This is a genomic window from Marinobacter pelagius (assembly GCF_900114925.1).
Lineage (GTDB): Bacteria > Pseudomonadota > Gammaproteobacteria > Pseudomonadales > Oleiphilaceae > Marinobacter > Marinobacter pelagius.
On record NZ_FOUR01000004.1, the window covers coordinates 174093 to 187314 of the forward strand.

Annotated in this window: 10 protein-coding genes; 5 read left to right on the forward strand and 5 right to left on the reverse strand. The window is 59.9% G+C overall.

Annotation, left to right across the window (positions count from 1 at the left end):
- Positions 1-6: 6 nt before the first annotated feature.
- Positions 7-1296 carry a M18 family aminopeptidase gene (locus tag BM254_RS10240; protein WP_092002732.1) on the reverse strand — a complete coding sequence of 430 codons (1290 nt, stop codon included), beginning with the start codon at positions 1294-1296 and terminating at the stop codon, positions 7-9.
- 116 nt (positions 1297-1412) lie between these two features.
- Here BM254_RS10240 and BM254_RS10245 point away from each other — a divergent pair, with 116 nt between their 5' ends.
- Positions 1413-1898, forward strand: a complete 486-nt coding sequence (locus BM254_RS10245; RefSeq protein ID WP_092002735.1) for a hypothetical protein — start codon at positions 1413-1415, stop codon at positions 1896-1898.
- Between the two features lie 279 nt (positions 1899-2177).
- Complete coding sequence (locus BM254_RS10250; RefSeq protein ID WP_092002738.1) at positions 2178-2795, forward strand: outer membrane beta-barrel protein; 618 nt, start codon at positions 2178-2180, stop codon at positions 2793-2795.
- 15 nt (positions 2796-2810) lie between these two features.
- Here the strand turns inward: BM254_RS10250 and rlmKL are convergent, their stop codons facing one another.
- Positions 2811-4985, reverse strand: a complete 2175-nt coding sequence (rlmKL, locus tag BM254_RS10255) for a bifunctional 23S rRNA (guanine(2069)-N(7))-methyltransferase RlmK/23S rRNA (guanine(2445)-N(2))-methyltransferase RlmL (RefSeq protein WP_092002741.1) — start codon at positions 4983-4985, stop codon at positions 2811-2813.
- 320 nt (positions 4986-5305) lie between these two features.
- On the opposite strand from rlmKL, the gene rmf reads away from it, so the two are divergent.
- On the forward strand, positions 5306-5518 hold the full coding sequence (rmf, locus tag BM254_RS10260) for a ribosome modulation factor (protein WP_092002744.1): 213 nt from the start codon (positions 5306-5308) through the stop codon (positions 5516-5518).
- Between the two features lie 161 nt (positions 5519-5679).
- Here the strand turns inward: rmf and BM254_RS10265 are convergent, their stop codons facing one another.
- Positions 5680-6708 (reverse strand): quinone-dependent dihydroorotate dehydrogenase, encoded by a 1029-nt coding sequence (locus BM254_RS10265; protein WP_092002747.1) that lies wholly within the window; start codon positions 6706-6708, stop codon positions 5680-5682.
- A 408-nt stretch (positions 6709-7116) separates the two neighbouring features.
- Here BM254_RS10265 and BM254_RS10270 point away from each other — a divergent pair, with 408 nt between their 5' ends.
- Positions 7117-8277, forward strand: coding sequence for a cation diffusion facilitator family transporter (locus BM254_RS10270; RefSeq protein WP_092002750.1), 1161 nt, complete (start codon positions 7117-7119; stop codon positions 8275-8277).
- A 16-nt stretch (positions 8278-8293) separates the two neighbouring features.
- Here the strand turns inward: BM254_RS10270 and BM254_RS10275 are convergent, their stop codons facing one another.
- A complete protein-coding gene (locus BM254_RS10275; RefSeq protein WP_092002753.1) occupies positions 8294-9793 on the reverse strand; it encodes a RimK family protein in 1500 nt (499 codons plus the stop codon).
- 197 nt (positions 9794-9990) lie between these two features.
- Between BM254_RS10275 and rimI the strand changes: the two genes are divergently transcribed.
- On the forward strand, positions 9991-11109 hold the full coding sequence (gene rimI / locus BM254_RS10280) for a ribosomal protein S18-alanine N-acetyltransferase (protein WP_092002756.1): 1119 nt from the start codon (positions 9991-9993) through the stop codon (positions 11107-11109).
- Here the strand turns inward: rimI and uvrB are convergent, their stop codons facing one another.
- On the reverse strand, positions 11110-13170 hold the full coding sequence (uvrB, locus tag BM254_RS10285; RefSeq protein ID WP_092002759.1) for an excinuclease ABC subunit UvrB: 2061 nt from the start codon (positions 13168-13170) through the stop codon (positions 11110-11112). It abuts the gene before it with no gap.
- Positions 13171-13222 lie beyond the last annotated feature (52 nt).

Genomic DNA, 13222 nt, shown 5'->3' on the forward strand with positions numbered 1-13222 from the left:
TCTATCCTAGAATACTTTCTCACGCTGCATGAACTCCGCCAGCACGCGGAACAGGGTGAAGCCATCCTCCGCCCCGATCAGCTCGCGAATCGAGTGCATGCCGAACTGGGGCACCCCGATATCCAGCGTGGTCACCCCCAGGTTGCCGGCAGTCAGCGGCCCGATGGTGCTGCCACAGCCCATGTCGCTGCGCACCACGAAGGTCTGGTGCGGCAGGCCCAGCTCATCGCTGATGTGGCGGTACAGTGCCGCGGACCGGCTGTTGGTGGCATAGCGCTGGTTGTGGTTGACCTTGATCACCGGCCCCTGGTTCAGGACCGGCCCATGATTCTCGTCGTGTCTGTCCAGGTAGTTCGGATGCACCCCGTGGGCGTTGTCCGCGGAGATCATCATGGAATGGGCAATAGCCCGGGCCTTGCCGGCGCCGCACCAGCGATCCAGGACCGCGGTCAGGAATGGCCCCTGCGCACCCTCGGCGGACATGCTGCCCACTTCCTCGTGATCGTTGCAGACCAGCAGCGCGGCCTCGTCACCGGAAGTGTGGATCAGGGACTGCAGGCCGATGTAGCAGCTCAGCAGATTGTCCATCCGGGCGGAGGCGACAAAGTCATTGCGCAGCCCGACGAATTCCGCCTGCTGGGCATCGTAAAAGCTCAGCTCGTAACCCAGGATCTTGCGGGCCTTGATACCGCTTTCCGCAGCCACTTGCTGGCTCAGCAAATCCGCAAAACTGGTGGTGTCGTCCTCCGGCACCTGCATGAGCACCGGCGGTAAATCGGTCTGGGCGTTGATCGACCGGTTGCTGTTGGCTTCCCGGTCGAGGTGGATCGCCAGGCTCGGGATAAACGCGACCGGCTTGCGGAAATCCACCAGAACATCCTGCACCTCACCGGCTTCGTCCAGCAGGGTGACGCGACCGGCCAGGGACAGGTCCCGGTCAAACCACGGGTTCAGCAACACGCCCCCGTAGACTTCCACACCAAGCTGGAAGTAGCCCTTGCGGCGCAGCTCCGGGTTAGGCTTGACCTTAAGGCACGGGCTGTCCGTGTGGGCACCAACCATGCGGATACCGCTGGTTGAGACATCCTTGTTGCCGGTTCGGAAGGCCACGATAGAGGAGCCGTTGCGAATGACGTAATATCCGCGGTTACGATCCAGTGACCAGTCATCGCGCTCGTCCAGCTGCTGGAATCCGGCTGCATCAAGCCGGCTTTTCATGGTCGACACCGCATGCCAGGGAGTCGGTGAGCTGTTCAGAAATTCAATCAAATCTTTGTTAAATTCAACGTGTTCCATGATGTCCCTGATTGATTGATAATTGCGTTGTAACAGTATGGCATGAAGCGATAACAGCTCCTACAGGCCATAGTGACATTCCTTATATCCACCCATGCGGCGGAGCGGAGACGACCTTGTCCCTACCCAGATTTCTCGATATCGAATACTGCCAGACCGACGATGTCCTGTTCCCCACGGCGATAGCCTGGTCCCTCGGTGACGGGCAGATGAAGGCCGTGGTCATTGCCCCGGATGAGAGCTGGCTACCTGACGACGGCGACCCGGGTGATACTGATATCCGCTACCTGATGGAACAGGGCGTTCCACTCATCGAACTGGTCCGGGAGCTGCACGAAGACCTGCCCGACCAGACCGTGTACGTCGACAGCCTGGATCCGGACGAGATCCTGGTGGACCTGATCTTCAGTGCCGTCGGCCACGAGGCGCCTTTCGAGATTGCGCCGATCGGCGATCTGATCACTGGCCTGGATATTGAAAGCCTGGAGGATCGTCGCCATCAGCTGATGATCGAGGAGGGGCTGGAGCCGCAGTTGCCGGAGAATGGAGTGTATGCGTTGCTGCTGCTGGCGCGGGAAGAGGGCTACCTGGACGAAGACTGAGGCCCGGGAGATATCGTCGTGAAGATGGGGTCAGATGAAAGCGTTCATCTGACCCTGGAGTTTGAAGTCGGGGTCTGTCGTGTGAAAGTGAGGTCAGATGAAGGCGTTCATCTGACCCCGGGGTCGAAGTCGGGGTCTGAAGAAAGCCTTCTTCTGACCCCTTTCTAGACCAACCCTCTCCCCAGTGGGCACAGGGAACTGTGACACGGGTCGACGTAACAAACCGTTACACAAGGCAGAATCGGGCCAACCGCTCACCCGTCAGGAAGCCCGATAACAATGACAAAGGTTGTACCCACTGCCCTTCGATCCGCCCTGGCACCGTTTTTCTTCTGCGCCCTTCTGGCCTCGCCACAGGCACTCGCCCAGGAAACCACCCCAAGGGCCGACAAGCACTACATCGGCCTGCTGGCCACGGCCATTAATCACCGCACCATCGGACCCGCCGCCGAGCGCGCCTGGGGCAGCGCCGCTACCCTGGTGGTGGGTGGGCACATCACCGACCTGTTCCATGCGGAGTTGCGAGCCGGGGGCGGCTACAAGGATGCCGAGGTCCCGGACAGCGACTTCACCCTGGCGGTGGATTATTTCGCCAGCTGGTATATCGGGATGCACTACCCCCTCGGCGAGTACGCCAATATCTATGGCCAGTTCGGATTTTCCTACATTCACGGCGAGGCCACCCTGGAAAACCCAGAGGCCGACCGCAACGTTTTCTATCGCAGCTTTGGCGAGGAGTTCCCGGACAGCGGCTTCAGCACCAGCTGGCTGGCCGGCTTGGATATCGAGGTGATGGACGACACCTTCCTGGTGTTCGAGGGTGGAAAGCTGTTCGAAGACACCGGCAGTGAAGTGAACAGCTTCCAGTTCTCGGGCGGCCTGAGATACGAGTTCTAGTTCCCGGGCCGTTTCTCAGACCTTGTGCCGAATGTGCCAGCAGCGGTGAATCCTCGGATTGCGCTGGAAATCCTTGTCCAGGGTGCTGCGTGAGACTTCCTCCACCGCAAACTCCTCCTCCAGCGCCTCATCAAGCCGGAACCTTCTGAAGTTATTGGAAAAGATCAGCAAGCCGTCCGAGGTCAGCCGTGCCATCGCCTGCTGGATCAACGTGGCGTGATCCCGCTGGATATCCAGCACCCCGGCCATGCGGGCGGAATTGGAGAAGGTCGGCGGGTCCATGAAGATCAGGTCAAAACGCTGGTCCGCCGCAGGCTTCTCCGCCAGCCACGCCAGGCAGTCTGCCTGTTCCACCATGTGTTTTTTCGGGTCGGCATCGTTGAGCGCCAGGTTTTCCCGGGCCCAGTTCACGTAGGTCTTCGACATATCCAGGCTCAGGGAGCGGCTGGCGCCACCCACTGCTGCATGGACCGAGGCCGCGCCGGTGTAACAGAACAGGTTGAGGAAGCGCTTGCCCCGGGCGTTCTGCTGGATCCAGTGCCGCACCGGACGATGATCGAGGAACAGGCCAGTGTCGAGGTAATCCTTGAGGTTCACCCGCAGCAGACAGCCATGTTCATGCACGGTGAAGAACTCGCCGCTGGCGGCCTGCTTCTCGTACTGCTGGGTACCGGCCTGACGCTGGCGCTGTTTGCACACCAGGTCCGAGCGCTCGATCCCGAGCACGTCCGGAATCACCGCCAGGGCTTCGGCCAGCCGCTCCCGAGCGGCACGCTCATCCACAGACTTGGGCGCAGCATACTCCTGCACATGCACCCGGCCCTCGTAGATATCGATCGCCAGGGCATATTCCGGCATATCGGCATCGTAAAGCCGGTAGCAACCGATGCCCTGTTTCCGGGCCCACTGGCCGATGGTTTTCATGTTCTTTTTCAGGCGATTGCGCAGCATAGCTGCGCGCTCTTCGTTGGCGATACGCGGGCGAATTTCCCCGGGAACGTCCGGCTCCCGCGGGGTCATGGCATTCTCCTCGGCCACCTCGAACAGCAGCAGCTGGGCCGGGAGCTTGCCATTGAACAGTTTGTACTGCTTGAAACTGCGCAGCCCGACGGACTTGCCGAACTCCGGCGCGCCGGTAAAGACCCCAAGCCGCCAGCCTGGTACTGACTGTTTCACGGCATCACCGAGAGCCTGGTAAAGACCGCTCAGCTCCTTGCGCTCGCTCAGGCGCTCACCATAAGGCGGGTTGGTCAGCACCAGGCCACGCTCCGACCACTGCCCTTCCACAGTGAATTCCTGCACCGCCCGGGCTTCCACATGCACCACACCGTCAAGACCCGCACGCTCGATGTTCTTCCAGGCTGTGGCGATCACCCGGGAATCCTGGTCAAATCCGGCAAACCTGGGGATCCGGCCCTGCTTGCCCTCATGGGCCCGGCGTTCCGCTTCCTGCCGGAGCGCGAGCCAGACTTCGGGCTGGTGACCGGGCCACTTCTCGAAACCGAACCGTTCCTGCCGGCGCCCGGGAGCGATATCCAGGGCCATCATCGCAGCTTCAATCAGCAGCGTCCCGGAGCCGCACATCGGGTCCACAAAATCACCGCCCTGCCCGGCAATCTCCGGCCAGCCGGACCGCATCAGCAGCGCTGCCGCCAGGTTCTCCTTCAGCGGCGCAATGCCCTTGTCGGTACGGTACCCGCGCATGTGCAGGCTGTGACCGCTGAGATCCACACCAATGGAAAGCCGGTTGCGATTGAGACGGGCGGAGATCGTCACGTCGGGATTCTTGGCATCCACCGCCGGCCGGGCTGCGCCCTTGGCGCGAAAACCATCGACAATGCCGTCCTTGACCCGCTGGGCGCCGAACTGGGTATTGCGGATCGCCTGGTTCTGGCCAAGAAAAGTTACCCGGAAGCTGCCCTTCTCAGGAATGTGCTGTGTCCAGTCCACGCCGAGCACGCCTTCGTACATGGCGTCCCCGTTACCCGCATCCACCTCGGCGATGTTGAGGATGACGCGGTTGGCCAGACGCGACCACAGGCAGGCCCGGTATCCCGCTTCCAGCTCGCCTTCAACCCATACCCCGGCCGGCGCGTTACGGACCGTTTCCAGGCCGAAGGTCCGAAGCTCATCCCCCAGCAGGTACTCAACACCTTTCGGGCAGGTTACGAAAAAGACACATTTAGACAAAGCGAGCTCCTGGGCAAAATAACAATCCGGGTAAGTTTCCGTTTTTCGCAGTAATTCCAATTTTGCTGCGTCATTTTTAGTTCATAAAACTATAAGAAAACGGTCACATAGATGAAATAATTAGTGTACACGCGCTCAAGGTTCGTTCTACCTTGTACTTGACGCGTCGTTCCGGAGGTCTGAAAAGCCTCCGTTAACAGGATCCTGACTGCTCTGGTCAAAGCTGGCAATAGGGGGTTGTCCCGGAGGGAAACCCGGATCGCCACGACCACTGCAGATGTGCACACGCTTGTTCTGTTAATCCATTAGTGAGGAACGGCATGAAAAGACAGAAAAGAGACATGTACGCCCGTGCATATAAAAGGGGTTATCTCGCCGGAGTGTCCGGAAAGCCGAAAGACAGCTGCCCGATTGAACAACCGGAAGTGCGACAGGAATGGCTGAACGGGTGGCGCGAAGGTCGCACAGATAACTGGGAGGGCATGACCGGCGTCTCCGGTATTCACAAACTTGCCAATGTCACATCAGCGTGACGGACATTCACCAGCAACCCCGAATCTTGATCTGATCTTTTTCTACACAATTTGACGCAGTACCAAGAGCAACCAAAACGGGGCCTCCCGCCCCGTACCATGCGAAGAAGCGCAACGGGGTTTATTCCCCGCACGGGCCCGCTAAGCGGGCCCATCTTTTTTCAGCTTCCCGATGTTTCCCGCCGAATGGCCTCCACCGCCTCTTTGATCAACGCCGGCCCCTTATAGATGAAGCCCGTGTAGATCTGCACCAGTTTTGCACCCGCCCTGACCTTCTCTGCGGCACTCTCGCCGTCGGTAATGCCACCTACGCCGATAATGGGCAAACGTTCCCCGAGTTCTGCATAGAGCCCCTGAATAACTCTCAGGGAGGCCTCACGGACCGGATCACCACTGAGGCCACCCGCTTCGTCCGCGTGGCGGTGGCCGGCCACGGCATCACGGCTGATGGTGGTGTTGGTGGCGATAACGCCGTCAAGGCCGGTGTCCAGCAGCGCATTGGCAACAAACCGGATTCCGGTGTCGTCCATGTCCGGCGCAATCTTTACCGCAATGGGAACGTACTTTCCGGTCTCCTGTTCACACCGGCGCTGCTCGTCCTTGATCGCCTCCAGCAGACCTTTCAGGGAATCCCCGAACTGCAGGTCCCGAAGCCCCGGGGTATTGGGCGAGGACACGTTCACCGTGATGTAATCAGCCCGGGAGTATACCGCTGCGATGCCCTTGCGATAGTCAGTCTCGGACTCGTCGTTCGGAGTGTCCTTGTTCTTGCCGACATTGATCCCGAGAATGCCCCGGTAACGCCGGTGATCCACCCTGTCGAGCAGGTGCTCCAGGCCTTCATTGTTGAATCCCATCCGGTTGATGATGGCCTGGTGCTCCGGTAGACGGAACATACGGGGCTTGGGGTTACCCGGTTGAGCCCGCGGTGTGACCGTGCCCACCTCGATGAATCCAAAGCCCAGGGCGCCAAGGGCGTCCAGATGATCGGCATTCTTGTCCAGGCCTGCCGCCAAGCCTACGGGATTGGGGAAGTCCAGCCCCATAACATTGACCGGCAATGCATCTATCTTTGGCGAAAAAGCACTCAACAAGCCCAGTTTCTGGGCAACATCAAGGCTGCCCAGCGCGATGTTGTGAGCTTGCTCGGGTGGAAAACGGAATAACAGGTTGCGGATAACGCCGTACATCAGATAACTCCCTGAATGTCAGTGGGCGGGAGTATACCGGAAGTTTTCCACAGCATCCCGTCTGCCTGAGCAATCGCTCGTAACTGCTTGTCTCATTAACATCTCGTGAGCTTTTCCACGGAATCTGTGGATAACCCTGTTGAAAATCACGGGGCAAACTTTCAGACCCCTTGATAACTGCGCCAGCCTACAAATTGATCATTTTTTGACCAGTTTATTTTATTTTATTTTTCAATAACTTATAATTTACAAAGCTCCCATGGCTACACATAGTCAAGGTTCTTTACACCGTCATCAAAATGCAACCATGTGCATAAATCGCACGATCACGCGTGTAACGCCCGTCCCCACAGGAGCGGGGTTTAACGTTATACTTTCCGGATCACTCAACCGCCGGAGCCATTCCGAATGCAAGACCCCGTTTCCACAACGTCCAGCACCCAGGATGCCCTGAACAAGGAAATGAGGGCGGCCTCGAAAGTCACCATTATCGGAATGATTCTTGATGCCGTCCTCGGCGTCATAAAAGTCATCGCTGGTACACTTTTCAACTCCCAGGCCCTGTTTGTTGACGGCATCCACTCCTTTACCGATGTCGTTTCTGACTTCGTTGTACTGGCGGTAATGCGCGTATCCCGGCAGGAACCGGACGAGAATCACCCCTACGGCCACCAGCGCATCGAAACCTTTGGTACTTTGCTGCTGGGCAGTATTCTCATCGCTGTTGGTGCCGCACTGGCGTGGGAAAACCTGTTGCGGCTCTTTGCCGGTGGAATCAGCGAGGTGCCGGGCTGGCCGGTCCTGGTGGCCGCGGCGTTATCGGTCGCCGGCAAGGAGTGGATCTATCATTACACCCGCCACGTGGGTAAGGCGATCCGTTCGGACCTGATCATCGCCAACGCCTGGCACAGCCGCACCGATGCCTTCTCGTCGGTTGTGGTCCTGCTCTCCACCGTGGGAGCCATGATGGGTTGGGAATGGCTCGACGTGCTGGCCGCGGTAGTCATCGCTCTGATCATCATCCACATCGGCTGGAAGTTCACCTGGGACAGCGTCAAGGAACTGGTGGATACCGGGCTCTCCCAGGAAGACACCCAGAAGCTGAAAACCATCGCCCGGGAGACCGACGGTGTGCGCAATGTCCATGAACTGCGCACCCGCCGCATGGGCCATGACATCCTGCTGGATGTCCACCTGGTGGTGCGACCCGATATCAGCGTCTCGGAGGGTCATCAGATCGGCATGAAGGTGGTTTCGGGCATGCGCGACGCCCTGGACAACATCCGGGACATCAACTTCCATATCGATGCCGAGAATGACGAGAACCAGCCGCACACCTCCGAGAGCCTTCCCTCGCGGGAACAGATCCGGGATGTTCTTTATCAGAAAATCGGTGAGTTGCCGGCCAACAGCCGACTCAGGCTCCACTACCTGAAGAACAAGGTGCATCTGGAGCTGTTCTTCGACGCACCGGACAAGTCCGATGGCATCACCAGCGAAAGGATCAGGGAAGCCCTTGAGGACTGCTCCTGGTTCGGCAGCGCCAGGGTCTGGCTGGGCGAGCCGTAACAGCCGCCCTGCCCCCTCAGCCCCGCCGCTTGGCCTCCATGCGGGACAGGAACTCCTGCATGATCAGGGTGTAGAGTTCGCCACCGAGGAACTTGTCCTCGACGCCGGAATCGACACTGGGGTTGTCATTCACCTCGATGATCGCCACCCGGTTTCCGGACTGTTTGATGTCGACCCCATAGAGCCCATTACCAATCAGCCGCGTAGCGTTCAAGGCGGCCTGGATCACGGCTCTGGGCACCTCATAGGTGGGCAGCGTCTCGAAATCGCCACTCTCCACCTTGGACTCTCCATGCTGGTAGATCTGCCAGTGCCCTTTGACCATCATGTACTTGCAGGCATAGATGGCACGGCCACCCAGCACGCCGATCCGCCAGTCATAGTCCGTGTACAGGTATTCCTGGGCCAGCACCAGGGCTGACTGCCGGAACAATTCCCGAAGCCCAGCCCGCAATTCCTTCTCGTCCCGGGCCTTGGTCACCCCACGGGAGAATGCCCCGTCCGGGATCTTGATGACCACCGGGAAGCCCAGCGTACTGACCACATGCTCCACCGCATCTTTCTGGTCCCGGGACAGGATCAGGGTTTTCGGTGTCGGCACCTTGTTGTTTCGCAGCAGGTCCGCCAGGAACACCTTGTTGGTACAGCGCAGGATGGAGACCGGGTCATCAATGACCACCATGCCCTCGGCTTCGGCCTTGCGGGCAAAACGGTAGGTGTGATGGTCAATGGCGGTGGTCTCGCGGATAAACAGGCCATCGTATTCCGGCAACCGCATGTAGTCCCGCCGGGTGATCCGTTCCACATTGATACCCAGTTTCCGGCCTGCTTTCTCGAAACGCTTGAGGGCTGCCTCATCGCTCGGCGGCATCTCCTCCTCGGGATTCACCAGCATCGCCAGATCAAAGCGATAGCGCCGGCGGGTCCGGGGCTTGCGCCAGACCATGGTACTGAAACGGTCCAGTGCGGTCGCAAAAAGATCCTGTTCCTGCTCGGACAGGTCCGCCGGTGCCGCAGGCCGCATGGAGGCAATCTGCCACTTCTTGCGGCGCTTGAAGACGATTTCCAGGATCGGGCACGGGAAACTCTCAAACAGCGCCCTGGCGACCGGCTTCAGGTCCAGGTGCTCGGCCTGGCCAAAGTAGGTGCGGATCCGTACCTCAGGGGTTGCCTCCTTTTCCTCGCTCGCAGATTCAATTTCGGAGCCGGCGGCATCCAGCCAGTTGAGTACGCTGGGGTCCAGCTCTTCCAGCTCCAGCGAGAACAGGCCCTTGCGACTGAGATCGTTGAGGGTCATCACGGAAGGCACCACGTGGTGACCACGGGCTTCTGCCAGCAGCGAACAGTAGTAACCCTTGCTCAGGTATTTTGCGCTCTGGCACAGGTTGATGACCCGCACCCGTCCGGTGGATGACGAGGAGTACTGCAGATACTGGTCAAAGGTCAGCACATCTTCGCTGGGGTAGTACGGTGCCCAGTCTTTGGCGCGATCAACAACAATGAGCAAACGGGACATCTGTGGCATTCCTCCCTGAAGGTCAGCCGCCTGAATTTGCGCAACAATACGCCCGGCCCCGAAGTTGCACAATCACCGAGGCGTGCGTGCTTTTACGCATGCCGGCGGGGCTTGCGTACCAGCCACTCTCTACCATAATAGCCGCGAGAGGGAAGCCCGCGAGCCTGCCCTTCCCACCGACCAGGGCCAGCAAAACCATGCCTGATGTAACACTTCGCCAAGCCGCCAGTACCGACCTGGACAACCTGGTACAGCTGGAGCATCGCTGTTTCAGTGACGACCGGCTTTCCCGGCGGAGTTTCCGTCGTTTCCTGGAGATGCCACGGGACCGGCTGATTGTGGCCGAGCAAGACGGCGAGCTGATCGGCTATTGCCTGGTGTTGATGAATGCCGCCACGCGCCTGGCGCGGATCTACTCCATTGCGGTCGCTCCCGCGGCCCGGGGCCGGGGTATTGGTGAAATGCTGATCCGGGAGGCCGAAAAGGAAGCAGCCGAGGCCGACCGCATTATCATGCGCCTGGAAGTGCGGGAGGATAATCCCGGCGCCATCAATCTCTACAAGCGCCTGGGCTACCGGCAGTTCGGTACCTACCGCGATTACTACGAAGATCACGGCAATGCGCTCAGATTCGAGCGCAGGATCCTGTACTACGAGCCAAGCCGGGAGTTTGTGCCGGTTCCCTATTACCCGCAGACCACCGAGTTCACCTGTGGCCCTTCAGCCCTGATCATGGCCATGGCTGCACTGGATGAGAACCAGCCGGTCACCACCCTGGAAGAACTGAAGATCTGGCGCGAGGCCACGACTATTTTCATGCTCGCCGGCCACGGAGGCTGTGGTCCCCATGGCCTGGCCCTGGCCTGCTGGAACCGGGGTTTTGACGCCAGTGCCTGGATCAGCCAGGAAGGTGCCCTGTTCAAAGACACAGTGCGGAATGAAGACAAAAAAAGAGTGCTGGAACTGGTGCATGAAGGTTTCCTGCACGATATCGGCGCCACCGGCATCCAGCTTCACCATGACCCGCTGACCCTCGAGGGCATGGAGAACGCCCTTCACGAGGGACGCATCCCGGTCATCCTGATCAGCACCTGGCAACTGAACCGCAGCCGGGTGCCGCATTGGGTCACCGTCTGTGCCATCGACGAGGAGTTCGTTTACCTGCACGATCCGGAAATCGACGTGCAGGCGGGCGAAACCGTTGCGGACAAACAGTACCTGCCGGTGGACAAACGGGTCTTCACCCGGATGTCCAGCTACGGCCGGAACCAGCCGCTGCAGGCAGCCGTCATTGTCGGGCCAAAGCGAATCGGCTGATTACCCGGTTCGCAGGGCCGCCTCCTTGAGTTCGGCAATCTCGTCCCGAAGGCGCGCAGCGGTCTCGAAATCCAGATCCGAGGCCGCCTTGTACATTTCGTCCTCCAGGCGCGCCACCTCCTTGAGCACTTCCTCCGGTGACCGGTTGCCGGCCTTCGCCCGATATTTTTCGGCTTCCTCGGCCGCCTTCTGACCCGGACGCTCAACCTTGCGACGGCCACGGCCGCCACCACCGGCCGCACCCTCCATGATGTCGGCGATCTTCTTGTTCAGGCCAGTCGGCGTGATGCCATGCTCTTCGTTGAAAGCCGTCTGTTTCTCCCGGCGCCGCTGGGTCTCATCAATGGCCCGCTGCATGGAACCGGTGATCTTGTCACCGTAGAGGATCGCCTTGCCGTGCACGTTACGGGCAGCCCGGCCGATGGTCTGGATCAGGGAACGTTCACTGCGCAGGAAGCCTTCCTTGTCGGCATCCAGGATCGCCACCAGGGAGACTTCCGGCATGTCCAGACCTTCCCGCAGCAGGTTGATCCCCACCAGCACATCAAACTCGCCCCGGCGCAGGTCCCGGATGATCTCAACCCGCTCCACGGTGTCGATATCCGAGTGCAGGTACCGGACCTTGATGTCGTGTTCCATCAGGAAGTCGGTCAGGTCTTCCGCCATGCGCTTGGTCAGCGTGGTCACCAGAACCCGCTCCTGCACCTTCACCCGGGCGTGGATCTCGGACAGCAGGTCATCCACCTGGGTGGAGGCCGGCCGAACCTCGATTTCCGGATCCAGCAGACCGGTGGGACGGACCACCTGCTCAACCACCTGGCCGGCATGTTCGGCCTCATAATTCCCCGGCGTCGCCGAGACAAAAATCATCTGCGGCGCAATACGTTCCCATTCCTCGAAGCGCATCGGCCGGTTATCCAGCGCCGAGGGCAGCCGGAACCCATACTCCACCAGGGTTTCCTTGCGCGACCGGTCACCCTTGTACATGGCACCGATCTGGGGAATGGTCACGTGGGACTCGTCCACCACCAGCAAGGCATTGGGTGGCAGGTAGTCAAACAGGGTTGGTGGAGCCTCCCCCGGCCTGCGTCCGGACAGGTACCGGGAGTAGTTCTCGATGCCGTTGCAGTAACCGAGCTCCAGCATCATCTCGATGTCGTACCGGGTGCGCTCCTCGAGGCGCTGGGCTTCCACCAGCCGGTTGTTGTCCCGCAGCTGCTGCAGACGCTCATCCAGCTCCACCTTGATGTGCTCCACCGCATCCAGCACCGTCTGGCGCGGAGTGACATAGTGGGATTTCGGGTAGATGGTCACCCGGGGCACCCGACGCAAGACCTCGCCGGTGAGCGGATCGAAATAGCTGAGATTCTCCACCTCATCATCGAACAGCTCGATCCGGATGGCCTCCTTCTCTGATTCTGCCGGGAACACATCGATGACATCGCCCCGGACCCGGTAATTGGCCCGGTGGAATTCCACGTCATTGCGGGTGTACTGCAGCTCGGCCAGCCGACGCAGGATGAAGCGCTGGTCAATCTGATCGCCCCGGTCCAGGTGCAGCATCATCTTCAGGTAGGACTGGGGGTCACCCAGACCGTAGATGGAGGACACCGTGGCCACGATGATGGCATCCGGCCGTTCCAGCAGCGCCTTGGTGGCGGACAGCCGCATCTGCTCGATGTGCTCGTTGATGGAGGCGTCTTTCTCGATAAAGGTATCCGAGGACGGCACATAGGCTTCCGGCTGGTAGTAGTCGTAGTAGGAGACGAAGTACTCCACCGCGTTGTCCGGGAAGAACTCGCGGAACTCGCCATACAGCTGGGCCGCGAGAGTCTTGTTGTGGGCCATGATGATGGTGGGCCGCTGCACCTGCTCGATCACATTGGCGACGGTGAAGGTTTTCCCCGAACCAGTCACCCCGAGCAGCGTCTGGTGCGCCAGGCCGGACTGGATACCATCCACCAGCCCCTCGATCGCCTTGGGCTGATCACCGGCCGGCTGGTAGGGGGAATCGACTCGGAACACCCCGCTCTGTGCGGTACTGGTTTCTTTCTTTGCCATAACTGGCGGATAACCTCCGGATTTGCGCGGCGCCCGCCGTGGCGGACTTATA